Source organism: Vibrio sp. Vb1574 (genome assembly GCF_033338675.1).
In genome coordinates this window covers 1-26,119 of sequence record NZ_JAWOTC010000010.1, presented here as the reverse complement: position 1 = coordinate 26,119, position 26,119 = coordinate 1, and the positions used below count along the sequence as shown (strand labels likewise).

Below are 26,119 nucleotides of genomic sequence, written 5' to 3'. Positions count from 1 at the left end.
ATTGGTAACCTTTGTTCTAAGTATATAACCCGCTGCTAAAAATGAAGGTTTAATCCACTTTTTAAATATGGGTAATTGGATAATGCTTTGAGCTGCTTCCGTTATTTAGAACCGCAGCATCGCGATAGTTTGCCATTTGTGATTTATTGAGTGATTAAACGGTCAATTTGGAAACTCGAAATGGTGATTCTCGACCACGCTTTAGCACAACAAATTGTTGATCGAACCATGTCCATCATTGGTCACAATGTGAATGTGATGAACTCGGCAGGCATCATCATTGGCAGTGGCGACCCTAAACGTGTTGGGCAAGTGCATGATGGCGCGGTACTGGCGCTGAATCATGGCGATTCGCTAGAGCTTAATGAGCAGCAATGTTTGACGTTGCAGGGTGTCAAACCCGGTATCAATATGTTGTTGAAATTACATGGCGACGTGGTCGGTATTGTTGGCGTCACAGGCGAGCCGGAGAAAATCCGAGATTTTGCAAAACTGGTTAAAATGACCGCTGAACTGACAATCGAGCAAGCCGCGCTGGTGGAAAAATTTCAGTGGGACAGACGTCATCGCGAAGAGTTTATTCTGGCTTGGATCAATGGGAAATTGACCGATGAAGAGCTGAAAGATTGGGCGATGCGTCTTTCTATCGATGTTACTCAACCACGGGTGGCAACGGTGATTGAAGTCTCGACGCCGTCCGCCTCGAAAAGCATGAAGAGTGTGCGCAATATTGTTGAGCTGCTTGAATACCCAGAGCGTAACAACCTAGTTGCGATTGTCTCAGTGAATGAAATTGTGGTGTTGAAACCGTGTCATTCCGCCAAGCAGTGGGATAGCCAAGTTGAAAGTGAGCGCATTGATAAGTTGATGTCGCGTTTAAGCGATCACGATTCGCATACGTTTCACATTGCGCTAGGGCAGCTGTTTAATGAGCCTAAAGATGTCGCGTTGTCATACCAAAGTGCGAAGCAGGTATTAGCTATTGGCAAGCAGTTTTACCCAGAGAAACGTAAGTACCTGTTCGATGAACTTCGTTTGCCTGTTTTGTTAGCGCCGTTGGCGGATATTTGGCAAGGTGAACAAATTGTTGATGGTGTGAAACGGTTGAAAGAGAAAGACAAATCTGGGCAATTATTGAAAACCCTAGATGCACTGTTTGAATGCAATGGCAATGTAACAGAATGCTCTAAAATGCTGTTTATTCACCGGAACACTCTGCGCTATCGGTTAGAGAAAATCACCGAGATAACAGGGCTACCAACTACCAATTTTGTGGGGTTAGCGGAGCTTTATATTGCGACTCGGCTCTCAAAAATGTCGTGATATTGTGCATCTGCACAATACGCGTCATTTTTTGACCACATCATTTGTCACTCCGCCTAAAGGAATTCTAAAGCAAACGATTAATAATTCATGCGTCCCTACATGTTGAGTGAGCCAACACGGACTCGCTCAGCAAAATAAGAATAAATGGAGTTATCATGAACCTTATATTAATCCTGCTCGGGGTGATCGCATTTATTGTGCTCACGACCACCAAATTCAAATTACATCCCTTTTTAGCGCTGATCATCGCGGCGTTCCTTGCGGCATTTGCTTACGGCTTACCGGCAGATAGCATTGCCAAAACCATTGCTTCTGGCTTTGGCGGCATCCTTGGTTACATTGGTTTGGTTATCGTTTTAGGTACCATCATTGGTGTTATTTTGGAAAAAAGTGGTGCGGCGATCACCATGGCCGATACGGTCATCAAAGTGTTGGGTGAGCGTTTCCCAACATTGACCATGAGCATCATCGGTTACATCGTTTCTGTTCCAGTGTTTTGTGATTCAGGCTTTGTCATTCTGAACTCGCTCAAAGAATCACTCGCTAAGCGTTTAAAAACCTCAAGCGTTGCGATGAGTGTGGCGTTGGCAACTGGCCTATACGCAACGCACACGTTTGTGCCGCCAACTCCTGGCCCGATTGCCGCTGCGGGTAACTTAGGCCTGGAATCTAACCTTGGTTTAGTGATTGGTGTGGGTGTGTTTGTTGCAGCGGTTGCGGCGCTAGCGGGTATGTTGTGGGCGAACCGATTCCAACATGTTGAACCAGATGGCATTGAAGCCGCAGAGGAAATTCAGCATGATTGGCAAGCACTCAAAGCGTCTTACGGCAAATTGCCAACGGCGAGCCAAGCATTCGCTCCTATTTTTGTTCCAATCTTATTGATCTGTTTTGGCTCTATCGCGAAATTCCCAAGCCTACCGCTGGGCGAAGGTTTTGTGTTTGATGTTCTGACTTTCTTAGGACAGCCACTAACGGCATTGGTGATTGGCCTGTTCCTTTCTGTTCGCCTACTCAAGTCAGACAACAAGATTGAAGAATTTGGCGAGCGAATCAGCCAAGGTATTACGGCTGCTGCGCCTATTCTTTTGATTACCGGTGCGGGTGGTGCATTTGGCGCGGTATTAAAAGCAACGCCGCTAGGTGAATACTTAGGTACGACGCTATCGGCGCTGGGCGTGGGTATTTTCATGCCATTTATCGTTGCGGCTGCGCTAAAGTCGGCGCAAGGTTCATCAACGGTTGCATTGGTGACCACATCGGCTTTGGTTGCGCCTATGCTCACGCAATTGGGGCTCGATTCAGAAATGGGCCGCGTATTAACGGTGATGGCGATCGGTGCAGGTGCGATGACGGTTTCTCATGCAAACGACAGTTTCTTCTGGGTAGTTTCGCAGTTTAGTCGCATGTCGGTGGGCCTAGCGTACCGCGCGCAAACCATGGCTACGCTCGTTCAAGGTGTCACGGCAATGGCATTAGTGTACATTTTGAGCCTCGTTCTCTTATAAGTCTCTGGAAATACGTATGAAAGTGGTAATTGCACCTGATTCATTTAAAGAAAGCTTAACCGCCAAACAAGTGAGCGAGGCGATCAAAACGGGTCTTGCTCGCGTATGGCATGATGCCGAGTTTGTTACGGTTCCGGTCGCAGACGGTGGCGAAGGCACGGTTCAATCTTTGATAGATGCAACTCAAGGCGAACAAGTCTTCACAACGGTGACCGCGCCATTAGGGAATGATGTTGAAGCGTTTTATGGCATCCTCGGCGACGGCGAAACCGCGGTTATTGAAATGGCGGAGGCCAGTGGTCTGCACCTTGTGCCGAGTGATGCTCGCGACCCAAAACTGACCAGTAGCATTGGTACTGGACAGCTGATCAAACACGCGCTAGATAGAGGTATTCAACGCTTAATCATTGGTTTGGGCGGCAGCGCTACCAATGATGGTGGCGTGGGCATGTTGACCGCGTTGGGGGTGGCGTTTCTTGATGAATCTGGTCATGCAATTACCCCAAATGGAGGCGGGTTAGCGGCGCTTGCGTCCATCGATATTTCTGGTCTTGACCCTCGCTTAGCAACTTGCGAAGTGTTGGTAGCGTGCGATGTTGATAACCCACTCTGTGGTGACAAAGGCGCGTCGGCTATCTTTGGCCCTCAAAAGGGAGCGACGGTATCAGACGTCACTCTGCTCGATAACGCATTGCGCAAGTTTGGCGAGTTGACGGAACAAGCGACGGGTAAGCATGTACTGACTCGTGAAGGGGCGGGTGCTGCTGGTGGTATGGGCGCGGCCTTGCTCGGGTACACGCCAGCATGTTTGCAACCAGGAATTGAGATTGTGCTTGAAACGGTCAAACTTGCTCAGCATGTTGAGGATGCGGATATCGTATTTACAGGCGAGGGTCGAATCGATCATCAAACCGCACATGGCAAAACGCCGATGGGCGTTGCTCAGGTCGCCAAGCAGTGTAATTTACCAGTCATTGCATTAGCAGGCTGTGTGGGCGACAACTATCAGGCGGTTTATGAGTGCGGCATTGATGCGGTGTTTGCTTGTGTACCAAGGGCGATGAGCTTACCTGAGGCCATGAAAGAGGCCGACGTCAACGTTGCTAACTTAGCCGAAAACGTCGCGAGAATGTGGCAAATTAAGTCGCACTGAAGGCGATGACGATATGAAAAACTCCACCTTTGCGTGGAGTTTTTTGTTGTTACGTGTTTGCGTGTGTAGGCATAAGTTCATTTAGCAAGAGCGAGTTAACAGGCATGCTTTGCTATCAATTTTGCCAGTGTTTGCATCGCTTGACTCCAATCGGTTTCATGACCAAAGTTTGCCACGCTGAGGCGTACGCAATGCCGATATTGCCCTTGAGTGCCAAATACGGTGCCGGGAAGTAGGCTGATTCTGTGCTTATTGCATGCTTGATACAACGCATAGCTGTCCGTGTCTTCGGGCAGTCGCAACCAAAGTAAGAACGAGCCTTGTACGGCGTTGATCTGGTATCGATTTTTTAGAGGTTCGTATTCATCCAAGTATTGATGAAGCATCTGGATAAATCGTCGCATGTTGTTTTGATAAACCCGACCCATTCGCGCAGTATGCGTTCGATACTTGCCTGACGTTAGAAACGTTGCCACGGCGGATTGCATCAGGTTCAAACTGCCCATGTTCTCACACAGTAGATATTGCTCAATTTGATCTCGATATCGCCCCGCCAACATCCAACCAATTCTCAAACGCGAATCGAGCGTTTTGGATAACGAATTTACGTAAATTACGCGTTGCTTGTCATCGAGCAATCTCAAGCTTGGCAACGGCTTATCATAACTTAACCCGCCAAACACATCGTCTTCGATAATAGGAACATTGCCGGACGCCAATAGCAATTGCTGGCGCTTTTCTAACGGCATCATGGCACCAGTAGGGTTGGTGAAGTTTGGTGTTACGATGATCGCTTTTATGTCCCATGTCGCCATTGCTTTTGCTAAGGCTTCGGGGCACATACCGTCTCGTGGGCAACTCGGGATTTCCACCACTTTGAGGCCGAGTGATTCGAGCATCAATAAGTTTCCAAAATAACAAGGAGACTCCACCGCGACGATATCGCCTTTTTGTGTCGTTGCGCGCAGCGCTAGGCTTATTGCTTGTTGCGCGCCGTGCGTCACCATGATTTCATCCAATTTGGCTGGTGTGCCCAAATCTTGCGTGATTTTCGCCAGTTGTTTAATTAAGAGGTGATCACCGGGTGGCAACTGGTAATGGCTCGGTACATGCGTTTGCTGGCGGCTGTGACGGCCGATCTCGGCGTACAAGCTTTTGATCGCGGGAGAGTCAATGTTTGGGTGGGCAGAACCGGTAGGCAAACGCTCTTGGTATTCAGGATAAGTAAGGATTTCTTTGCAGATCGAGAGCAAATCCACGCGAGTCGGATCCGGAATTGAGCGAGAGGTCGGCAAAGCGACTTTAACTCGATAACCCGATTTGGGAACCGAGTACACCAAGTTTTGTGCTTCCAGCTCTTGATACGCACGAATCACGGTATTTTTACTGACGTTTAATTCTTGGCTCAACGAGCGAATGGAGGGCAGTCGATCATCCGCCTGATAAACGCCACCACTGATGGCTTGTTTGAGGTGTTTTTCCACCACGAGGTACTTATTCCCTTCACCGCTTCCCAATAAATCTGTACCCATAAAAACACTTCCATCTGTCACTTTTTGAAAACACTGTACCTAATTACATTAGCAGTATCTCAAAACATAAAACAAGCGTGAGTGAGGCGATCATGTTAATCCGAGCCATCCCTTTTGTATTTGTCATCCTTTGGGCTTCTGGATTCGTTGGTGCGCGTTTTGGTTTGCAATATGCCGAGCCAGCGACACTACTTTCTATCCGTATGGCATTCAATGTCTTATTGTTTTTGGTTCTTGTGGCGGTATTGCGTAGAAGGTTGCCGACAGGAAAAGATTTATGGCACAGCTGTGTGGTTGGTGCATTGATCCACGGTTTCTATCTGGGCGGTACTTATTTCGCTATCGCCTTAGGTATGCCTGCGGGGTTGAGTTCGTTGCTGGTGGGTATTCAACCGATTTTAACCGCGGCTTTGCTGGTGGTGTTTGTTCGTGAGGAATTTAAACCCTCGCAATGGTTGGGTTTGGCTCTTGGTTTTGTCGGTATCGCTATGGTGTTGATGGGCAAAATGGAGTGGCAATCCGAGCAGCATAAAGTGTTGGCCATTGGTTTGTGTTTGTTGGCTTTGGTTGGTATCACGCTAGGGACGCTTTATCAGAAAAAACATTGCCAACAAGTGGATATGGTGGGTGGTGCGACGGTGCAATATTTGGCCGCGCTCGTCATGTTTCTGCCCGTTGCGATGCAGTTTGAAACCATGCAAGTGCAGTGGGAACTGGAGTTTATTTTGACTGTGTTGTGGTTGGTCGTCGTGCTCTCTTGTGTAGCTATTCTACTGCTGCTGTACATGGTTAAGAACGGTGCTGCATCGAGCGTAGCTTCTGTATTCTACCTGGTGCCGCCAACGACGGCGATTCAGGCTTGGCTCGCGTTTGGAGAGTCATTTGATTGGATGGGGATTTCTGGTTTCGTACTGGCAGCTACGGCGGTGTATTTGGTGGTTAAAAAGCCGGATCTGACGATAAAGAAATCGATTCAAACAGAATATACCTAAATTGGGTAGGGACATTTGCGTATCAGTGGGTACAATCTGCTTCATCTTAATCCGTGGAGCAGAATGATGAAGGTAAAGCCAGATCGAATGACCGCCATGCGTAGCATCATCGAGCAAGTAAAAGCGGAACTACCAATTTATGAACCAGAAACGTTTGTATGTGGACCAGAAGGGCAGTGCATTGGCTGTCCGAAGAAATTGTTGGAAATGGTCGATTCAGAAGTCACTTATTGGGAGTCAGCCATGGAGCGCGGCATTGTTCCGCAGTTCGATGAGATTCGTCGTTTTGGCAAAATGTGCACGAATGTTCGTCGTGGTCTGGTGCGAAATAATGTGCCTTTACTCAGTAACTAGAGAGTAAAAACCGTCTAATATCTGACACATAGCGTCGTTTTGTTACACTGCTCTTTGGCTGCTGTTCTCAAGTTTGAGTGGTGTTTGTCTCTTCTTACCCCTTAAGCCTTTAATCGTAAGAAATTGGCGATATATTGGCTCGGTCTCACATGGATGTGGGGCTATTGTCTTGGGCTAGTTGAGATAAGAAACGTGAAATCAAAGGGATTTACGCTGATGGAAATCACCATAGTGCTTACCACTTTGGCTTTCATCGCATTAGCTGCTTTACCAGTACTACTCGATATTCATCGCCAAGCATACGCTGCGATGCTGCACAGTTCTCAGTCTTCTTTGGGTACGGCTCTCAAATTCTTTCATGCTCAATCAGTGATTGATAACGCTTACGGCCAAGAGCACGTTCACTACATTGACCGACATGTCAAAACACGCAAAGGCATGCCAGAAGCGAGTGCCGATAGTATTCGAGCTTTGTTAGAAATCGATCTACCAGCCAGAGGTTATTCGAAAATTGACGTGCCGTGCAAAGGCAGTGATTTTTGCATCATCGGTCAGCAGCACCCAAACAGTGCTCATTTTGTCGCTATTCCTGATTATCAGTTCTTAGATAAATCGGGTGTTGATCGCGTGGTGTACATTTGGCCGCAAGGTTACACACTGGCAGAAGAAGCATGCTATTTCTACTACGTGAATCAAGCCTCTAACGATTCAATTGTTCGAGGGTATGTGACGCAAGGGTGTTAATCCCGAATAAGTGTTGCGAACAACGGTTATCGTGAGTCTACAAATCGGGGTTTTTCGAAGGGCTTTGCGCTTTATACAATACCATTTTTTGACTCATCAAGACTTTACCATTTGGCAAGGTCACTTCCCCAAGTTCCCCCTGATGTTCAAATCCAAACCGTTCATATAAAGCAATCGCTGGTGTGTTGGTTGTGTATACGTAGAGTGCGATTTGGTCGTAACCAAATTCCCAACCACGTGCGATCGCGACTGCCAATAGTTTCCGCCCCAATCCTTTGCCTCGGTAGTTTTTGTCGATGTGAATACCAAGAATACCGACGCGAAGGCGTTGCCCTCTTTCGTAACCGCACATCTCAGCTGGGTAGATTTCAACACTACCGATAAGTTTTTGGCGGTCAAACGCGACAAACTGAGGGATGGACTCGTTTTCCACACGTTGCAGGATTCTGCGAAGCGTTGCGTTATCGGGTGCAGGAGAAATCAAAAATTCCCCTTCGGAGTACACTCGATTCCACAGCGCGGTGAAGCGCGCGATATCGCTCACCTTGATGGATCTGATTTGCATTCATCTTCCTTGATTAGTGCAGGTTAGTAACGGTTAGGGGATAAGCTCAGATAAACAACGAATTTGGTTAGGAATGGCTTCGGCTGGTGCATCAGCGCCCGTTGGGTTAAACCAAATTGTGTTTACGCCCGCTTTCATCGCAGGGTAAATATCTTTGTGAGGTAAATCGCCAACCATGGTTATTCCACTCACGTTAACCCCTAACTGTTTTGCGATGGCGAGATAAAACTCAGGTTGGTGTTTAGCGATACCGAGGTTGGCAAAACAAAAATAGCCATTTAAGTATTGGTCTAAGTCGACGCGAACAAATGCACGCTGAACCTCTTCCATGTTGGAATCAGATGCACTGGTCGCAATGTAGATGGGATGATTTTGGGAAAGTATTGCCAGTGTTTTTCTGGCTTGAGGAACTGCTTCTACGTGTTCCCAATCGCACATTTTTCCTTGTGCGTGAGGGAAATCTACCATCAAGGTGTTCCCCCAATCGAAAAGATAAATCATGTTCGAATCTCCTTATCCGCACATCATATCGTCTTTTTCTAAAATCAGGGGGGTAAATTGCATCGATAAATGCGATTTAGGTGGGTTTAGCCGTGAAAAGCGCTTAATTGTCGTTATCGTTACAAATGTTTCAGCATAATGCGTGAGTTAGTTTTAAAACCTTGATTATCGTAAAAGCGCTGTGCTGGCTGATTGAATTCCATCACTTCCAATCGAACTTGTGTGGCATTGGCATCGCGCGCCCATTGCTCACAGGCTTGGAGCAGTTGGCGGCCGATTCCTTGCTGCTTTTGCGCTTCATCGACAACAATTGTTCCCACGCGACAAATTGGGTCTTTGATCAGAAAACTGACGGTGTCGTTTTGGGTGATCATCGCGGTTAAGAAGCCGAGAATTTGCTGTTCGCGTTCGGCAATCAAAAAGAGTCGCTCTTTGTTCTCTAGTGCTTGTGCAAGAAATTCACGGTCAGCTTCTGAAGGCGCAACAAAGGCTTCTGGCGCATTCGCAAAATGCAGTGAATTAATTTGAAAATTAAGCTGAAAAATTCCGTCTAAATCATCGGGAATCGCTTGTCGGATATGGACTTGCATTCTATCTGCCCCCTGCAATATCGATAAATGATCCTGTGACATAAGAGGCTTCGTCACTTAATAGCCAAGCGATCGCATTTGCCACTTCTTCTACCGTGCCACCGCGTTTAAGAGGAATTTGAGGGCTGAGTCTATCTACTCGGTTTGGTTCTCCGCCGTCGGCATGCATATCAGTGTAAATGAAACCAGGTCGAACGCCATTGACGCGAATATTGCGCTCTGCCAACTCTAGCGAGAGCCCTTTAGTTAAGGTATCCATCGCGCCTTTTGATGTGGCGTAATCGACATACTCAAATGGCGCGCCTGAGCGCGACGCTCCAGAGGAGATATTCACAATTGCACCGCCTGCACTGAATCGCTTCGCCGCTTCTCGACAGCAGAGAAAACAGCTATTCACATTGGTGTTCATTACTTTCTGAAAGCGTTCCAAGCTGATTTCTGACAAAGGCGATTGAGTAAATAGGATGCCAACGTTGTTGACCAAGTGCGTCACTGCACCAAATTCACGTTCTGTTTCATCAAACAAGGAGAGCACTTGCTTCTCATCGGCTACGTCTGCGGCGATGGCAATCGCTTTTCCACCGTTTGCTTGTATTTCTGCCACAACTTGGTCGGCGGCCTCTTGCTGAGTGCGGTAATTAACGCAAACGCGATAGCCTTGCTCGGCCAGCTTTTTTGCCGCTGCGGCTCCAATGCCTCGGCTTGCGCCGGTAATGATGACTACTTTATTCAAAATACGTCCTTATTTATGTAGTGAGTAGATTTTATCGGCGTAGGGTTTGCCACCAATTTGGTATGCGTCTGGAATGACCTCAATGAGTTCGAAACCACATTTTATCAGGACACGCTCTGACGCAATATTGCCTTCAGTGACCGTCGCGGAAAAGTGGTTGATGTTATGTGTCGAGGTTGCCCAATATAGAAGCGCTTGAAGAGTTTCTGTTCCAAACTGTTGGCCATGAAATTCCGGCAAAAGTAAGTAACCTACCTCTGCCTTACCGTTTTCAATAGCAAAGCCAGTGATGCCGATGGGTTGCTCAGATTGCTTATCGAGTATTACAAGGCAAAGCCAATGCTGGCTATTTGGGGTCCATGGTAATAATCGCGAAGCAAATTTTTCTCTTATTTCTGTTTCGCTGGGACGATCGAAACAGAGCGCAATAACCTCTTGTTCGGAGAGTAATCGTTGAAAGAGTTCCCAGTCACTGGCTTTGATGGGTCTTAATTGGCTTCTGTGTGTCTCGATATAAACTGACATGCGTGTCCTTACTGCATCAATGTGGAGATTCAGTCTCTCATCCTCTTATCTGTTTAATCAAATAGTTGCATTCATAAAAGTGATTTATGTGGTGAATGGTTAGCTGGGTAATGGATTATTGCCATATATTCATCTTTGAGATGCAAATAACAAAATTTCATACTTGAGGCATACAGAGCAACACGGAAATGATGTGGATCAAGAGAGGACTACCCATAAAGTAGTAATTTGCGACCTATAATTACATTTTATTTGGAAGTGTTGCTAATTATGTCAATAAAAAAACGATATGTTGCACTGCTGGTTGCTGCCGGCATTGGTGTGGGCTGGTTAACTTTGGGGGGGAGTGCGGCAGTAGTGCATTACACCTCAGATACTGAATTTTGTCTCTCGTGCCACTCTATGGAAACCCCTTACAAAGAGTACCAAGGCTCAGTGCACTTCAGTAATGCGAAAGGCATTCGCGCGGAATGTTCTGACTGTCATATTCCTCAAGAACCAATGGATTACCTGATCACCAAAATTCGCGCGTCGAAAGACATCTACCATGAATTTGTGACAGGTAAGATCGACACGCCAGAGAAATATGAAGCACATCGTAAAGATATGGCTGAAACGGTATGGGCTCAGTTCCGTGAAAATGATTCAGCGACGTGTCGTTCGTGTCATGATTTCGATGCAATGGAAGAGTTTGAACAATCACGTGATGCGGCGAAGATGCACGCTTACGCGAAAGCAAACGATCAAACGTGTATCGATTGTCATAAAGGTGTGGCGCACTTTGCACCAGAAGCAGAGCTAGACAGCAAGGCATTTGAAACGTTGATGAGCTTCACCACAAAAACATCACCTGGTGCCAAAGTCGTTTACCCTGTGACTGAAATCGCAATGGGTGAGATGGGTAAAATTAACCCAACGACGAAGTTGGAAGTAATCAGCTCTGAAGGCGACAACCGCACTGTTAAGTTGAACGCATTCCAAATGAAAGGCGCAGAGCAAGTGCTTTACATGGGAGAAGGTCAACGTGCCATCGTAGCAACGCTAACCGAGCAAGGCCAACAAGCGCTTGAAACTGGTGAATTTGAGGCAGATGTTTACGGCAACGAATGGCGCGCGGTTTCTCTAACAGGTGCTATTGATTCTCCAGTTGTAGACACGCTTGAACCCGTATGGTCATACGCAGAAGAATTGGACAACGTTTACTGTGCAACTTGTCACGCTAAAATTCCTTCAAATCACTTCACAGTGAATGCATGGGGACCGGTAGCGAAAAGTATGGGTGATCGAACTGATATTTCAGCCGAGAACCTAGAAATTCTAACCAAGTTCTTCCAGCACCACGCGAAAGATGTGGTTGGTCACTAACGATAAATAGAAGGATAAGATTATGACTAATATGACCCGTCGCGGATTTCTAAAAGGCACTGGTATGGCGGCTGGTGCAATGGCATTCACTTCATTTGCACCTATGTCTGTTGCTTCTTCTAATGCTCGCGGCAAAGGCATTCTAACGGCGGGCCGCATGGGCCCAATGCTGTGTGAAGTGCAAGACGGTAAGCTGGTTTCAACCACGAATGCATTGCCACAAACGGTATCAAACAGCCTACAAAGCACCGGTCCTGACCAAGTGCACACTAAAGCGCGTGTGAAGTACCCAATGGTACGTAAAGGCTACTTCGCAAACCCATCGTCGCCAGAAGGTGTGCGCGGTAGTGATGAGTTTGTGCGTGTGTCTTGGGATGAGGCTTACAAGCTGATCCACGAACAGCACATGCGAATTCGCAAAGAATATGGCCCGGCTTCTGTGTTTGCAGGCTCTTACGGCTGGCGTTCAAGTGGCGTGCTGCACAAAGCACAAACCTTGCTGCAACGTTACATGAGCATGGCGGGTGGCTATTCAGGCCACTTGGGTGACTACTCAACGGGTGCTGCGCAGATCATCATGCCGCACGTTGTGGGCTCTATCGAAGTGTACGAGCAACAAACCACGTACCCAGTGGTATTAGAGCACAGCGATGTGGTTGTGCTTTGGGGCTTAAACCCAATCAACACTCTAAAAATCGCGTGGAGCTCAACAGACTGCGCGGGTCTTGAGTTCTTCCATCAATTGAAAAAATCAGGCAAGACGGTTATTGCGATTGACCCAATTCGTTCTGAAACCATCGAGTTCTTTGGCGAGAATGCGGAGTGGATTGCTCCTCACCCAATGACCGACGTGGCAATGATGATGGGTATCGCACACACCTTGGTGAAACAAGGTAAGCACGATAAAGCCTTCCTCGATAAATACACCGCAGGTTACGACAAGTTTGAAGCGTACCTGATGGGCGAAGAAGACGGCGTAGAAAAATCAGCAGAATGGGCATCACAAATCTGTGGCGTACCTGCGAAGCAACTTGAGTTACTGGCTGACATCTTCAGTAAAAACCGCACCATGCTGATGGCGGGTTGGGGCATGCAGCGCCAACAATACGGTGAGCAGCGTCACTGGATGCTGGTTACACTGGCAACGATGTTGGGCCAGATCGGTTTACCGGGCGGTGGTTTTGGTTTCTCTTACCACTACTCAAACGGTGGTAACCCTGCTCGTGATGCTGGCGTACTTCCTGCGATTTCGGCATCGCTGGGTGGCGGCTCTTCTGCGGGGAACGACTGGGCGGTGTCTGGCGCGGTGCAAAGCTTCCCTGTAGCGCGTATTGTCGAGGCGTTGGAAAACCCAGGTCAATCCTACCATCATAACGGTCATGAACTGACGTTCCCGGACATCAAGATGATTTGGTGGGCCGGTGGTGCGAACTTTACTCACCACCAAGATACCAACCGCTTGATTAAAGCATGGCAAAAGCCTGAACTGATCGTGATTTCAGAGCCTTACTGGACGGCGGCTGCGAAGCACGCGGACATTGTTCTGCCAATCACCACATCGTTCGAGCGTAACGACTTAACGATGACGGGTGACTACAGTAACCAACACTTGGTGCCAATGAAGCAAGTGATTGAGCCACAAGGTGAAGCGCGTAATGACTTTGATGTATTCGCGGACATGGCAGAGATGCTAGCACCGGGTGGCCGTGATGTGTACACCGAAGGCAAAACTGAAATGGAATGGCTGTACGGCTTCTACAAGGCGGCGCAACAAGGTGGCCGTGGCTCTCGCGTAGCAATGCCGAACTTCAGCAAGTTCTGGGAAGATAACCAACTGATCGAGATGAAGTGGAACGAGAAGAACGCACAGTTTGTTCGTTACGCGGATTTCCGTGAAGACCCGATCATGAATCCACTCGGTACACCAAGTGGTAAGATCGAAATCTTCTCGAAAACCATTGAAGGTTACCAGTTGGAAGACTGTCCTCCACACCCAACGTGGATGGCACCAACCGAGTACACGGGTACTGCGAAAGATGGCGAGTTGCAGCTAATGACCGCGCACGCAGCGCATCGTCTACACAGCCAGTTTAACTACGCGAAGATTCGCGAAGAGTACGCAATTGCAAACCGTGAACCTATTTGGATTCACCCTGAAGATGCGAAAGCGCGTGGTATTAAAACGGGCGATCTAGTTCGTGCGTTTAACAACCGTGGCCAAGTATTGGTTGGTGCAGAAGTGACTGACCGAATCAAGCAAGGTTCAGTGTGTATTCATGAAGGCGGCTGGCCGGATCTGGATCCGAAAACCGGCATTTGTAAGAACGGCGGTTGTAACGTGTTAACGTTGGATATTCCGACCTCTCGACTTGCAAACGGCTGTGCGGCGAACTCGGCACTGGTTCGTATTGAAAAATACACTGGCCCAGAATTAGAACTAACAGCGTTTGAACCACCAAGAAATGGTTAGAAAAAAGTAGCGTTTTAAAGCAAGAAGCCAGCGAATCGCTGGCTTCTTTTTATCTAGTCATCGTTCACATTAGCGCGAAGCGAGAGAAACAAATGGCATCTGTTTCTTAATCTGAAATATCGGGAGTAAAGTAAATACAATCGCGACAAACAAGACTGAGCCTATTAAATCTTCAGGGCGATGCATACCCAGCCATAAGCGGCTATATGCGACGCTCATTCCCCACATCCATAATGACAGTGCAGAGATATAGCACTTGTTCTGTAAGAACAACCCGCCAAAGAAAGCCAAACAAATCGAAACGAAAATCGTATGGCCGGATGGGAAAGAATAGTCTTTTTCGCCTTGCCAATGGCGCGTTCGCCAATCACTGACGTGTTCAGAAATCTGGTTAATTACGTTGGCTTGCTGCTTTGTATCCAACTGATAAAACGTTTCTGGTGTTTCAATCAATTGTTCTGCTGCGAGCAATTCCGTGTAGGGACGCGGGCTTTCTGTCATCAGTTTTAGCCCCGTTTTGCTGGCAAAGCCAATCACAAGTAACAGCCCTAACATTGAGAGTTTTTGCATCCACTCAATGCGACTTGGTTTAAAGTGAAATAAAGAAAGCAGTAGCAGTGTTAACGTAATTAAAAAGCTTTTGCTACCAGCAGAATCTGTGAGCAAAGTAAAAGTAATACCCAGACTTTCAGGCACCTGTGACGTGAGATTGTGATAAGAGCCAAACAGCGACATCGGGATGATGCCAAGAACAAACAAGGCGAGCATCATCAATCCATATTTTTTGGTTTTCATTGAGAGCGTTTTGTTTTTATTGAGGGTTATTCAACCACGTGAAAATAAGGGGCTTATCTTACGTTATCTGGCGTGAAAAACTTATCAACGCTCTGTCAATTTGACGAGAGAATGAAGGCTGAGTGATGAATTGATGACATTTATCCGGAGGGTAAAGGCGCTCATCCTTAAGCGTTGGGGTCTTAATCCATCAGAGAAAGTAAGTACTCTGCTGCTTTGGTTGGGTTTTCTGCATGACAAATGGCAGAAACCAAAGCCAAACCATGTACACCTGTCGCACTCAGGGCAGGAATGTTGGTTTCGTTAATGCCGCCAATGGCAACAATCGGCAGTGAAGTCGTCTCTAACGCCATTTTCAAACCATCAATACCCCAATGTTTTTTGGTGTTGGTTTTGGTCGGCGTCGCGAAGATGGCACTCAAGCCGATGTAATCAATGGGCAGAGACCCCGCCTCTGCCAACTGCTCTTCAGTCTCAATCGATAAGCCGAGGATTTTGTTTGGTCCAATCAACTCACGAGCGATAGTTGCGGGCATGTCTGATTGCCCGAGGTGAACCCCATCGGCATCAACTGCCAGTGCAACATCAACGCGGTCATTGATGATCAAAGGCACATTGGTATCTTTAAGGATGTCTTTCACGGCTTGAGCACGTTCGATAAACGCACGCACATCGCCGTGTTTTTCGCGGACTTGTACCATGGTCACGCCACCTTCCACGGCTTTTCTCACAACACGCTTTAGTGTGGCTAAATCTTGTTGGTCATCGGTGACCAAATATAAACGATAGGCGTTCATTTTGTTTCCTTTGGGCCTCTCATCTACAGGGAGTGAGAGGCCGGTATTTGTTAGAGAAAGCTTAACTCACTTGGAGTTTTAGGCGTTTTGCCAGTGTTTCTTCATCCAGTTGGTAAAGCTCATCCAACAGGTTCATTTGCAGACTGCCTGGCCCTCGCGCTTGCTCAGCCGCAATTTCACCCACAACGCCCAGTACCGCCGCGGCAGCAAGTCCGGAGTGATCACCAACAGCAGCGAAAGCACCCGTCAGTGCCGTTAGTGTGCAGCCCATTCCGGTTACGTATGGCATCATCTCGTGACCGTTGTTTAGCTGCACAGTTTGCTCTTTCGTGATGATGTAATCAGTCTCGCCAGAAATCACCACACTTGCACCATACTCTGAAACTAAGAAGTTCGCTGCGCCAAGTGCTGCGTCGCTGCTGTCTAACGCATCGACGCCTTTGCTTTGTGCTTGTTCGCCAGCGAGACCGATGATTTCTGAGGCGTTACCACGAATGATCAACTTGTCGGCAAGGCGTGCGATCTCACGTGATGTCTCGGTACGTAGTGAGCTTGCTCCGCAACCGACAGGGTCGAGTACAACGATTTTACCGTTGGCATTGGCTTGCTCTACGGCATAGCTCATGCGCGGTGTCCAAACGCTGTCTAGGGTACCGATGTTGATAACCAGTGCGCCAGCGAACGACATCATCTCTGCCATCTCTTGTTTGGAGTGCGCCATGATTGGAGAAGCGCCGATCGCTAATAGTGCGTTTGCTGTGTTATTCATCACCACGTAGTTAGTGATGTTGACGACTAACGGCTTTTGCTGGCGTACTGCGGTTAATGCTTGGGTGATTTGTTCAATTAACATGAGACTCTCCGATTAATCTTGCTGAGCGTTCGGACCTTGTTGCCAGAATGCTACTTCCATACGCGTTGCGGTTTTGAATACCTGAATCAGGTTTTGACCGCGCTGGCTGTTGATATCAATTTCTGCTAGCAACTGATTAAAGTGTTCTGCCCCTTTTGCGACACCAGATTGGAATTCCTCACCACCGTAGAGGTTGATCCAACTTGCATATGGGTTGCCTTCGATTACGGTCTTTTCATCTTCAATCAGCACCTTACCGATTACGGCATAACCGATGGAGCATGGCGCTAGTGCCGCGTATAGATCAACAAGATCGCCCGTCATGCCAGCATCTAATACGTAACGGGTGTAAGCCACAGTGCCGAAATCTTCTGGCTCGTTTTCTAAGTCGGATTCTGTCAGTCCCCATTGCTCACAGTAAGTCACGTGGTGGGCGATTTCAGAATCGAGCAATGCGTGTACGCTTGGTAGGGCACGGCGCATGTCATCCAAAGTACGTGCTTTGTAGATCGCTAATGCGTAAGCTCGTGCGTACTGCTTTAGGAAAAGAAAATCCTGCTTTAGGTAATGCAGAAAACAAGGCTGAGCCAGAGTGCCTTGCGCCAATTGCTGCACGAAAGCATGCTCAGTGTATTCTTGCCAATCGTGGCGGCAAGCGTCGATCAAATCTTGGTATTTCATTATGAGTATCTCGTTATCAAAAGACCCTAGGCTTAGATCCTAAGGTCAGTAGAATTAGTCAAAGCTCGGTACGTAATCTTTCGCTTTTGGCAGTGTTTCGATGATGTTTTGTGAATACATGAACTGCGCATAATCATCGTAGCGTTTCAGATCTACTGCGGATGGACGAAGAGCGAAACGAGTTAGCGTGTCGTTCCAAGCGCGTTGGTTAAGCTCGTTGTTGAGCGTGTCTGGTGAATAAGCCACGAACTCTTTCCACGACTCTTTTGGATGGTTAACGATGTAAGTGGTCGCTTGCTCTAGTGCTTTGTTGAATGCCTTGATGGCTTCTTTGTCGTAGTTTTTTGCATTGGCTACGAAGACTAACTCGTCATACGCTGGCACGCCGTGTTCTTCAGGGAAGAAGGCCTTAGCTTTATAACCTTCTAGTGCCAGTTGGTTGGTTTCGAAGTTACGTAGACCGCCCCAAATCGCATCCACCTTGCCAGACGCAAGAGACGAAGACAGCGCCCAACCTACGTTGATGATTTGTACGTCAGAAAACTTCACGTTTTCTTGCGCTAGCATGGTGCCGATTGTCGCTTCTTCGTTGCCTGCGATCGCAATACCGATCTTCTTGCCTTTCAAGTCGCCAAGGTTTTCATTCTTACTGTTGTCCAACACCATCAACGTGTTGAGTGGCGTAGCAATCAAAGTCGCAGAGCGGATTAGTGGCAAACCAGCCGCGACATCGATAGTTAGGCTTGGTTGGTATGAAATCGCCATGTCGACTTTGCCAGCAGCGACCAACTTAGGTGGTGTACTTGGATCTGCCGGCTCTTGAATGTTGACCTTCAAACCTTGCTCTTTGAAGTAACCACGCTCTTTGGCAATCACGATAGGACCATGGTTTGGATTGACGAACCAATCCAACATCAGTGTCATCTCTTTTTTAGCGGCAAGGACGTTGGTTGATACCACTGAAGCGAGTAGAGCAGCAGCGCTCATAAGTTTGTTTTTATTCACGGGGTTCTTCCTTTTCTTTCCCAATTTTCTTTGGTTATTTTCTGTAATTATTTGCTTTCCCAAGGGATGGCTTTTTTCAATAATTTATCGGTGATGAAGTAGAGTGAGATAGACAGCACAGCGAGGATAAACAGCGCTGCAAACATCTCATCAATGATCATGCGAGCGTTGGCTTGGAGCATCAGATAACCCAAGCCTTCACTTGAACCTACCCACTCACCGACCACTGCTCCAATTGGCGCAATAACGACGGCAACACGAATACCTGACGCTAAAGTTGGTAGGGCGGCTGGCAATTGAATATGACGAAGTAATTGCCATTTCGACGCGCCCATGGTCTTGGCAAGGTCGAGGTAACCTGTTGGCGTATTGCGCAAGCCGTCATAGCAACATGTCGTGACGGGGAAAAAGATGATGATCGCCGCCATGACTACTTTCGATGCAATGCCGTAACCCAGCCAAAGCATGAGCACTGGCGCGATAGCGAATACAGGGATCGCTTGGCTAGCAATCAGAATTGGCAGTAACCAACGCTTCAGCGGCTCGAACATCAGCATTTGCAATGCGAACAGCAAACCCATTGATAATCCAAGCGCCAAGCCAAGTAAAATCTCTTGCGCGGTAACCCAAGTATGTTTGAGCAGGACATCGTAACGAGTGACTAATCTATCCAGCACTTCAATTGGTGAAGGTAAGATGAAGCTTGGCATGTCGAATACCACAACAACCAACTGCCACAATCCCAAGATCACCGCTGTGCTAATGACCAAGCGCAGAGCCGGATGGGTCACGCGTTCTTTTTTACTAATGCTTGCCGAAACGGAGTTGTACTGAGTCATATCACTCATAGTCTTTCTCCAATTGATCCAAAATCGCTTGTTGAAGCGCGGCGCACTCTCCATCGAGAACTCGTGGCGGCTTGGAGTCTGGAACGACCAAGTGCTGAGCTTGCGCAGGCGTACCTTGCAGTACATAGAGTTGGTGAGCTAATCGCACCGCTTCTTGTGGGTCGTGGGTAATAAGAACAACGGTCTTATATTTCAGTAATTCGGCAGACAAGGTCTGCAACTTATGGCGAGTAACCGCGTCCAACGCAGAGAAAGGCTCATCCATCAGAACCAGAGGCTTGTCTTGCATCAGAGTGCGAGCAAGGGCAACACGTTGTCTCATGCCGCCAGAGAGCTGAGCTGGCTTAGCATCCGCGTAATCGGCGAGTCCCACTTGGCTTAGTAAAGTCAGTGCACGTTGTCTATTTTGCTCTGGTGCTTGCTCTTGAGAAAATCGAGAACTGAGGCAGACGTTGTCTAACACATTCAACCACGGTAGCAATAAATCCTGCTGAGCCATGTAAGCGATACGGTCATGCAGTGTAGCGCCATCCGTTGTGATGAGTTCGCCATGCCAGTCAACTTGGTCATCCAGCAGGCCAGCTAAGTAACGCAATATTGTGGTTTTCCCGCAGCCACTTCGTCCGAGTAATACCGTCCATTTACCGACGGGAATGGTCATGTTCATTCCTGCTAAAGTCGGTGTTTGGCTGTCTTTGTATCGCAGACTAGCATCGGAAAGCTGAATGCCAATCGCGTTAGCGAACATAAGTATGACCCGCAAAAAAGTGGTTCACAGGGCCATGGCCTTTACCTACATCCAATTCATCAGCGTGCGCGATAGCTTGGCTGATGTACTGCTTACCCAGGTGCACCGCTTTGTGTAGGTTGTTGCCTTGGCCAAGATAAGACGCAATGGCGGAAGAAAGTGTACAGCCTGTGCCATGGGTGTTTTTGGTTGGAAATCGCTTGGCGCTAATTAACTCGGCACTGTCTTGCATGATAAGCAGATCGTTGCTGTTTTCATTTTCTTCAAGGTGACCGCCTTTGAGCAGAATAGCTTTGGCGCCAAGCGCACGAAGGTCGGTAATCATATCGTTCATTTCAGATTCTGATTGAGGCATTGGCTTACCCGTCAATGCTGCGCCTTCGGGTAGGTTAGGGGTAATGATGTCTGCGAGCGGAATCAATTCTTCTTTTAAAGTGCTGATTGCCGACTGTTCCAGTAATAGATCGCCGCTGGTGGCCACCATTACAGGGTCAATCACGAGGTGTTTTGGCTGGTATTGTTTAATTTTGTCAGCAACGACTTTGATGATGTTGGAATCGGCCAGCATGCCCACTTTTACTGCAACGATGTTGAGGTCGGTGAATACCGCATCGAGTTGACTCTCTACATGGTCGAGAGGAATTGGGAAAATCGCAGAGACGCCTTGAGTGTTTTGTGAGGTGATGGCGGTAATCACTGAGCAGGCAAAGCTACCAGTTGCGGACATCGCTTTGATGTCAGCTTGAATACCTGCACCGCCACCACTGTCTGAGCCCGCGATGGTCAATACGATAGGGGTAGGCAAGGCTGGCGTTTGATGTGAATGAGGTTGTGATTGCTGCGTCATGGTCGCTCCTACTACAAGACGTATAGGAACTGACTTTGACCATTGCAGATAGATCGATTTTTCGATCGCTATCGCTTACCTAAGAGGGGCGACGAAAGGCAAAGTGTGCATAGTTCCCTACGTCAGTGCTAACTGAATCAGGTTCAACGGGTCTCGAATTTCGATCTCAGCCAACACTTGTCGTGTGGCCCCCCGACTATTTCGTTCGGATGATAGCAGGACCATTGCGGAAGGGATACGTTTTTTGAGCGTAATTATAATGAGTATTCAATTATGCGAGGTGAGTGATAAAGTAAGCACCTAAATGGTTTGCTGGGTGGAATTTACTAGTGCAACGCTCTGGTGAATGAGCAGAACCTGGAATATTTAATAAATAATCGTGGTCTCGTTAAGCAAGGATTAGCACAAAACAAGGTTAAAAAACTGTTAAAATTTAACGTGTTGCCAATTTAACTTTGTTGAACTTTTTCACAGTTAATTAGGAAGGCTAAGACGATCATCGAGCAAGGAGACTTCATGCTTAATTCTGTAACAGCGAAGTCAGTGATCGATCATGCGCTCTTTTTGGGGGCTGATTTCGCTGAACTATTCGTTGAACATCACCAAACCAACACTGTCCAGATCGCATCTGGTGAGGTGGACAAGGTTAACTCGGGTATCGATTTTGGTATCGGTATTCGTCTCTTCTTCGGTCATAAAGTGCTTTACGGTTACACCAACAGCACAGATGAAACTGAACTTAAACGCGTAACCTCACTGCTTGCTGCAAAAGATAAGCGTGAGCAAATCGCGTCAGCAGGTTCTCTCAATCTGAACCGCTACCCAATACAACATGGTTGCCGCATGCCGCTAGGTAAGGATGCTAACCTAGATTCAAAAATCGCGTTTCTATTGAAAGTTGACCAAGCAGCACGTGCAGAGAGTGAACATATCAGCCAGTTTATTGGCAGCGTGCTTCAGCGCGAACAGCAAGTGTCTATCTTCAACTCAGAAGGCCTACACGTTGACGATACTCGCCACTACATTCGTGTTGCTGGTAACACTGTCGCGCAAAAAGGTAATGAGCAGTCTTCTGGTATGGAAGGTCCTGGCGCTCTTGCTGGTTGGGAATTCAGTGAACAGCTTGATGCCAAAGAGCTAGGTCAAACTATCGCGCAGCAAGCGTTAGTAAAACTTGGCGCGGATGCTTGTCCATCGGGTGAAATGCCGGTGGTGATTGGTAACGGCTTTGGCGGCGTTATCTTCCATGAAGCATGTGGTCACTTGCTAGAAACCACTTCAGTTGCGAAGAAAGCATCAGTCTTCCACGACAAGATGGGCGAAATGGTTGCTCACACCGCAGTGAATGCAGTCGATGATGGCACCATGACCAACGAATGGGGCTCGATTCACATTGATGATGAAGGTATGAAGACTCAGCGCACTCAACTGATCAAAGACGGTAAGCTAACCAGCTTCATGGTCGATAAAATGGGTGGCATGAAGACAGGTTATGAGCCTACGGGTTCTGGTCGTCGTCAAAACTACAAGTTCGCACCAACCTCGCGCATGCGTAACACCTTTATCGAAGAGGGCGAGCATTCACTTAATGACATGCTGGCAGGCATCGAACGTGGTATCTATGCGAAGAAGATGGGCGGTGGCTCTGTTCAACCGGGTACGGGGGAGTTTAACTTTGCTGTTCGTGAAGCCTACCTCATTGAAAATGGCAAAATCACCAAGCCTCTGAAAACAGCAACGCTGATCAGCACGGGTCCAAAAGTGTTGAAAGAAATCAGCATGGTCGGCAAAGACATGGCGCTTGCGCCGGGCATGTGTGGTTCCGTGAGTGGTTCAGTACCAACAACTGTCGGTCAGCCAACGCTGAAAGTAGATAACATTCTGGTAGGAGGCGGTAACTAATGAGCCAAGAACAACAACTTCTTAATGCGGTTGATTACGTCCTATCAGAAGCAAAACGCCAAGGTGCAGAAGCGGACGTCATTGTAAACCGTAACAGTAGCTTTTCTTTGAAAGCGAACCAAGGAAAGCTGGATGAGTACAAAGTAAGCTCAAGCCAAGTTCTGGGTGTTCGTGTTGTGAAAGATGCGCGTGTTGCAACAAGCTATTCTGAGTCGTTAGAGCAACCAAGCTTGGATTTGATGCTGACCAACGCACTGCAAAGCGCTCGCTTTTCCAAGCAAGATGAACATCAGACGATTAGTTGCGTGAACAGTCAAATCGCGACTGATGTTGCTGAGATTGCGCAAGAAGATACAACTTCTGTTGACGAAAAAATCGAACTGTCTCTCGCTCTTGAGCAAGGCGTAGTGGCTCTGCCTCACGCCTCTAGCGCACCTTACAATGGTTACAGCGATGGCGAAACACAACTGATCATTGCCAATACTCAAGGCACATTGTGTCAACACTTCGAGCGCTCGTTCACTTGTTACGCGTATACCTTGTTTGAAAAAGACGGCAAACAGTCAATGGCGGGTAGAATGTCACTGGGTCGCCGTTTTGATGAGTTGAATCCAGCTTACTGTATCGAGGGTGGCTACAACCTTGCTCGCGATCTTCTTGAAGGCGCACCGGTTGCGACGGGTAACTACCCTGCTATCTTCCACATCAATGCGCTAGCAAGTTTATTCGGTGCTTTCGGCAGTGCTTTCTCTGGCGTAAGCGCGATGAAAGGCATTACGCCACTGGGTGACAAGCTTGGTCAACGTGTTGCGAGTGATTTAATTACCTTTACTGATACGGCTTACATGCCAAATGGTATGGCAATCGCGAGTTTTGATAGTGAAGGCTTCGCTACTCAAGATAATGTCATGATTGCTAATGGTGAGTTGAAAACCTTGCTACACAATAGCCAGACCGCAAGTTACTTGGGCGCAGTCTCGACAGCAAGTGCCGCTCGCGGTGCAAAATCGAGCCTAGACGTATCAGCGAATCACAAAGTGATTGCGACGGGTAACAGCAGTGCGTCAGAAGTAAAAGCGGGTGAGTACCTAGAGTTAGTCGAACTTCAAGGTGTCCATTCTGGTGCGGATGCAGTGAGTGGTGATTTCTCATTTGGCGCGAGTGGTTTCTTGTGCCGTGATGGTAAGCGCATTCAACCAGTTCGTGGGATCACGGTAGCGGGTAACTTCTACAATATGCTGCAAGAAGTTGAGGCAGTAGGTGATACTCAGCTAATTAACGATAGCCGAACTTTCTTCTCGCCAGACGTTCGTTTTGCTCGTTTGAGCATTGGTGGTAAGTAAACTTAGCATTACTATAGAAACAAAAAGAGGACTCAATAGAGTCCTCTTTCATTATCTAGCAACGTGTGCGCGAATAACTAGAATTCGCGTATGTCCAACTCATTGTGGATCAATACTACACACTGAGAAGCGAAAAGCATCTTAGGACCTAAGCTGATCTTCTCTGTGCCAAGGCGCTTTAAGCTGTTAAAAGACTTTTTCGGCATCGGTATATGGTCAGTTAGCAAGAAACATGGATTTTCACCAATTTCTGCATCACGAACAAATTCGCCTTTCTTATCCAGCATATATAGTTGGTGATCTTCTGCCAGTTCTTGTACTAGGCGTTCAGAGCTCACTGTACGAACGGTAATACCAGGTTCGACTTCACGAAGTTGCTCTTTACCCATACCAACCGAAGCATCCAAAGCGCGAGCCACTGCTGCAATCAAGGTTGACTCATGGAAGCCGCCAATGTTGGTGATGTCGTTGGAGCGAATAGTAATGGTGCGTGAGAAATCTTTTGTGCTTTCTAAAACCAAGTGAACAACCACATCTTCACGGTGTGATTGAGCAACGAACATCGTGTTCATCATGGTATGAGCAAGAATCTCTGTATGCGCTTCATTACCAACACCTTCTAACAGTGCTTTGCTGGTGGTTGGCGCCGCGCGAGCTCGTAAAACAAAAGAGCGCATGAATTTAGCCTCTATATAGGAAGAGTGAATGCGCGGAAGTATATACCCAAGCAGGGAAGGGATGCGAGTTTAATAGCAAATGTGAACTTACTTACAAAGCTTCGATTGTGGAGCTGGGTGTGCTGGTTAGAATAGGAGGCAACCCTGTTAGGAGTGGTATATGGAAATCAAACAGATAAATAAAGACATTTATAAAAAGAAAGTAAACCTTGTGATTGGCGGTTTTGTTGCGTTGCTCGCCATCTCCTCTCTTGCCTTTAGTACCTTGTTGATTGTTTTGTTTGGCAACACTGAAGTCGTACCAGAACAATCAACGGGCAATTTCCATTGGAATTTGATTGGTGTCGTTCTCGCAGTTGCAACTTCCCTCTCTTTATTGAATCAAATTAAAACTCGACCATACATGGAAGAAGTGCTGTACGTTTGGAAACTCAAGCAGCTGCACAACAAGATCTTTCGTAAACTAAAAAGCATTAAAGCAGCCGCGAACAATGGCGATGTAAAAGCGCTGACGATCCTTAAGTTCTACTATACGACTCAAAGTCAGGTGTTTGAGCTAGACAACAACACACTGACGATGAGCAGTGTAAATAAAGAATTGGAGGCTCTCGAGCAAATCGAAGCGGCGCAATCAATGAGTCTCGATATCACAGGCTTTGAAGAGTCTTGGCTAGACACATATTGATTGCCTATTTGCTACTTGAAGTTAACAACTGAGTGCTAAAAATAAGCGTTTGAGTGAGATTTAATCATTCGACGCTTTTTTTTGATTTTTTTTCTGAAAAGGGGTTGCCAAGAAAAATCATCTCCCTATAATGCGCCTCCGTTGTCAGGGCAAAGCGGAAACGCAAAAGCGGTTGGCAAGAAGGCGAAAGAAAACTTCTAAAAATTAATTTAAAAAAGTGTTTGACACTGAAAATTAATTCCTTATAATACGCCTCCGCTTCGATAGCAAAGCTTACGAAGCAAGCTCTTTAACAATATAGACCTATCAATCTGTGTGGGCACTCGTTGATGATAATCCAATTCGATATCTCGGTATCAAATTAGGTTTCAATGAAACGAAGTGACCATTCGAATTGGAAAGCAGCCTTGAGCTGTTTTATTTCACTTTTTAAAAGTGAAAACCAATAAGAGCACAGTCAATTCAAACATTACTTATGTAATGTTCAGTATTCATTAAGCCGAACAAAATCTTAAATTGAAGAGTTTGATCATGGCTCAGATTGAACGCTGGCGGCAGGCCTAACACATGCAAGTCGAGC

At 47.2% G+C, this 26,119-nt stretch carries 26 protein-coding genes, 1 rRNA gene and 1 riboswitch; of the genes, 12 read left to right on the top strand and 15 right to left on the bottom strand.

Annotated elements, in window-relative coordinates:
• Nucleotides 1-180: 180 nt before the first annotated feature.
• The 3 genes from R7O12_RS09450 (at nucleotide 181) to R7O12_RS09440 (ending at nucleotide 3,987) form a co-directional block, all read left to right on the top strand.
• Nucleotides 181-1,323, top strand: a complete 1,143-nt coding sequence (locus R7O12_RS09450; protein WP_318105296.1) for a sugar diacid recognition domain-containing protein — start codon at nucleotides 181-183, stop codon at nucleotides 1,321-1,323.
• Nucleotides 1,324-1,481: 158 nt separating this feature from the next.
• On the top strand, nucleotides 1,482-2,834 hold the full coding sequence (locus R7O12_RS09445; RefSeq protein WP_021452774.1) for a GntP family permease: 1,353 nt from the start codon (nucleotides 1,482-1,484) through the stop codon (nucleotides 2,832-2,834).
• 16 nt (nucleotides 2,835-2,850) lie between these two features.
• Nucleotides 2,851-3,987: a glycerate kinase gene (locus R7O12_RS09440; protein WP_318105298.1), complete on the top strand. Its 1,137-nt coding sequence runs from the start codon at nucleotides 2,851-2,853 to the stop codon at nucleotides 3,985-3,987.
• A 95-nt stretch (nucleotides 3,988-4,082) separates the two neighbouring features.
• Here the strand turns inward: R7O12_RS09440 and R7O12_RS09435 are convergent, their stop codons facing one another.
• Nucleotides 4,083-5,519: a PLP-dependent aminotransferase family protein gene (locus R7O12_RS09435; protein WP_225491992.1), complete on the bottom strand. Its 1,437-nt coding sequence runs from the start codon at nucleotides 5,517-5,519 to the stop codon at nucleotides 4,083-4,085.
• A gap of 92 nt (nucleotides 5,520-5,611) precedes the next feature.
• On the opposite strand from R7O12_RS09435, the gene R7O12_RS09430 reads away from it, so the two are divergent.
• From R7O12_RS09430 to R7O12_RS09420, 3 genes are all read left to right on the top strand, one after another.
• On the top strand, nucleotides 5,612-6,511 hold the full coding sequence (locus R7O12_RS09430; RefSeq protein WP_005374320.1) for a DMT family transporter: 900 nt from the start codon (nucleotides 5,612-5,614) through the stop codon (nucleotides 6,509-6,511).
• Between the two features lie 66 nt (nucleotides 6,512-6,577).
• The gene (locus R7O12_RS09425; RefSeq protein WP_005374318.1) at nucleotides 6,578-6,865 is read left to right on the top strand and encodes a hypothetical protein; all 288 of its coding nucleotides are present in this window, start codon (nucleotides 6,578-6,580) and stop codon (nucleotides 6,863-6,865) included.
• Between the two features lie 153 nt (nucleotides 6,866-7,018).
• Complete coding sequence (locus R7O12_RS09420) at nucleotides 7,019-7,609, top strand: type II secretion system protein (protein ID WP_225474250.1); 591 nt, start codon at nucleotides 7,019-7,021, stop codon at nucleotides 7,607-7,609.
• A gap of 37 nt (nucleotides 7,610-7,646) precedes the next feature.
• On the opposite strand, the gene R7O12_RS09415 is transcribed toward R7O12_RS09420, so the two are convergent.
• From R7O12_RS09415 to R7O12_RS09395, 5 genes are all read right to left on the bottom strand, one after another.
• Nucleotides 7,647-8,174 (bottom strand): GNAT family N-acetyltransferase, encoded by a 528-nt coding sequence (locus R7O12_RS09415; RefSeq protein WP_005374314.1) that lies wholly within the window; start codon nucleotides 8,172-8,174, stop codon nucleotides 7,647-7,649.
• A gap of 33 nt (nucleotides 8,175-8,207) precedes the next feature.
• Nucleotides 8,208-8,675: an HAD family hydrolase gene (locus R7O12_RS09410; protein ID WP_042522353.1), complete on the bottom strand. Its 468-nt coding sequence runs from the start codon at nucleotides 8,673-8,675 to the stop codon at nucleotides 8,208-8,210.
• 119 nt (nucleotides 8,676-8,794) lie between these two features.
• Nucleotides 8,795-9,265 carry a GNAT family N-acetyltransferase gene (locus R7O12_RS09405; protein WP_005374310.1) on the bottom strand — a complete coding sequence of 157 codons (471 nt, stop codon included), beginning with the start codon at nucleotides 9,263-9,265 and terminating at the stop codon, nucleotides 8,795-8,797.
• Nucleotide 9,266: 1 nt separating this feature from the next.
• Nucleotides 9,267-9,998, bottom strand: a complete 732-nt coding sequence (locus R7O12_RS09400; RefSeq protein ID WP_269334162.1) for a glucose 1-dehydrogenase — start codon at nucleotides 9,996-9,998, stop codon at nucleotides 9,267-9,269.
• A gap of 9 nt (nucleotides 9,999-10,007) precedes the next feature.
• A complete protein-coding gene (locus R7O12_RS09395; RefSeq protein ID WP_054578549.1) occupies nucleotides 10,008-10,523 on the bottom strand; it encodes a GNAT family N-acetyltransferase in 516 nt (171 codons plus the stop codon).
• Between the two features lie 270 nt (nucleotides 10,524-10,793).
• On the opposite strand from R7O12_RS09395, the gene R7O12_RS09390 reads away from it, so the two are divergent.
• Nucleotides 10,794-11,888 (top strand): NapC/NirT family cytochrome c, encoded by a 1,095-nt coding sequence (locus R7O12_RS09390; protein ID WP_318105305.1) that lies wholly within the window; start codon nucleotides 10,794-10,796, stop codon nucleotides 11,886-11,888.
• Nucleotides 11,889-11,910: 22 nt separating this feature from the next.
• Nucleotides 11,911-14,358: a molybdopterin guanine dinucleotide-containing S/N-oxide reductase gene (locus tag R7O12_RS09385; RefSeq protein ID WP_318105308.1), complete on the top strand. Its 2,448-nt coding sequence runs from the start codon at nucleotides 11,911-11,913 to the stop codon at nucleotides 14,356-14,358.
• A gap of 69 nt (nucleotides 14,359-14,427) precedes the next feature.
• On the opposite strand, the gene R7O12_RS09380 is transcribed toward R7O12_RS09385, so the two are convergent.
• From R7O12_RS09380 to thiD, 8 genes are all read right to left on the bottom strand, one after another.
• On the bottom strand, nucleotides 14,428-15,153 hold the full coding sequence (locus R7O12_RS09380) for a phosphatase PAP2 family protein (RefSeq protein WP_318105311.1): 726 nt from the start codon (nucleotides 15,151-15,153) through the stop codon (nucleotides 14,428-14,430).
• Nucleotides 15,154-15,335: 182 nt separating this feature from the next.
• On the bottom strand, nucleotides 15,336-15,950 hold the full coding sequence (thiE, locus tag R7O12_RS09375) for a thiamine phosphate synthase (protein ID WP_318105314.1): 615 nt from the start codon (nucleotides 15,948-15,950) through the stop codon (nucleotides 15,336-15,338).
• Nucleotides 15,951-16,011: 61 nt separating this feature from the next.
• On the bottom strand, nucleotides 16,012-16,803 hold the full coding sequence (thiM, locus tag R7O12_RS09370; protein ID WP_005374295.1) for a hydroxyethylthiazole kinase: 792 nt from the start codon (nucleotides 16,801-16,803) through the stop codon (nucleotides 16,012-16,014).
• A gap of 12 nt (nucleotides 16,804-16,815) precedes the next feature.
• On the bottom strand, nucleotides 16,816-17,484 hold the full coding sequence (gene tenA, locus R7O12_RS09365; RefSeq protein WP_318125775.1) for a thiaminase II: 669 nt from the start codon (nucleotides 17,482-17,484) through the stop codon (nucleotides 16,816-16,818).
• A 54-nt stretch (nucleotides 17,485-17,538) separates the two neighbouring features.
• On the bottom strand, nucleotides 17,539-18,489 hold the full coding sequence (locus tag R7O12_RS09360; protein WP_318105318.1) for an ABC transporter substrate-binding protein: 951 nt from the start codon (nucleotides 18,487-18,489) through the stop codon (nucleotides 17,539-17,541).
• 47 nt (nucleotides 18,490-18,536) lie between these two features.
• On the bottom strand, nucleotides 18,537-19,337 hold the full coding sequence (locus R7O12_RS09355; RefSeq protein WP_149191644.1) for an ABC transporter permease: 801 nt from the start codon (nucleotides 19,335-19,337) through the stop codon (nucleotides 18,537-18,539).
• Nucleotides 19,330-20,085, bottom strand: coding sequence for an ABC transporter ATP-binding protein (locus tag R7O12_RS09350; protein WP_318105321.1), 756 nt, complete (start codon nucleotides 20,083-20,085; stop codon nucleotides 19,330-19,332). Before R7O12_RS09350 ends, R7O12_RS09355 begins: the two co-directional genes overlap by 8 nt.
• Nucleotides 20,075-20,932: a bifunctional hydroxymethylpyrimidine kinase/phosphomethylpyrimidine kinase gene (gene thiD, locus R7O12_RS09345; RefSeq protein WP_047102518.1), complete on the bottom strand. Its 858-nt coding sequence runs from the start codon at nucleotides 20,930-20,932 to the stop codon at nucleotides 20,075-20,077. Before thiD ends, R7O12_RS09350 begins: the two co-directional genes overlap by 11 nt.
• A 97-nt stretch (nucleotides 20,933-21,029) precedes the next feature.
• Nucleotides 21,030-21,137, bottom strand: a riboswitch (TPP riboswitch).
• Between the two features lie 311 nt (nucleotides 21,138-21,448).
• Between thiD and R7O12_RS09340 the strand changes: the two genes are divergently transcribed.
• A complete protein-coding gene (locus R7O12_RS09340) occupies nucleotides 21,449-22,834 on the top strand; it encodes a TldD/PmbA family protein (RefSeq protein ID WP_054702131.1) in 1,386 nt (461 codons plus the stop codon).
• A complete protein-coding gene (locus tag R7O12_RS09335) occupies nucleotides 22,834-24,177 on the top strand; it encodes a TldD/PmbA family protein (protein WP_017820997.1) in 1,344 nt (447 codons plus the stop codon). The genes R7O12_RS09340 and R7O12_RS09335 overlap by 1 nt, the downstream gene beginning before the upstream one ends.
• Nucleotides 24,178-24,254: 77 nt before the next feature.
• Here R7O12_RS09335 and trmY read toward each other — a convergent pair whose 3' ends face one another.
• Nucleotides 24,255-24,854 (bottom strand): tRNA (pseudouridine(54)-N(1))-methyltransferase TrmY, encoded by a 600-nt coding sequence (gene trmY / locus R7O12_RS09330; RefSeq protein ID WP_318125774.1) that lies wholly within the window; start codon nucleotides 24,852-24,854, stop codon nucleotides 24,255-24,257.
• Nucleotides 24,855-25,014: 160 nt separating this feature from the next.
• On the opposite strand from trmY, the gene R7O12_RS09325 reads away from it, so the two are divergent.
• Together R7O12_RS09325 and R7O12_RS09320 are read left to right on the top strand one after the other, a co-directional pair.
• Nucleotides 25,015-25,539, top strand: coding sequence for a DUF3087 domain-containing protein (locus tag R7O12_RS09325; RefSeq protein ID WP_017820996.1), 525 nt, complete (start codon nucleotides 25,015-25,017; stop codon nucleotides 25,537-25,539).
• A gap of 513 nt (nucleotides 25,540-26,052) precedes the next feature.
• Nucleotides 26,053-26,119, top strand: a 16S ribosomal RNA gene (locus R7O12_RS09320); the annotation flags it as partial.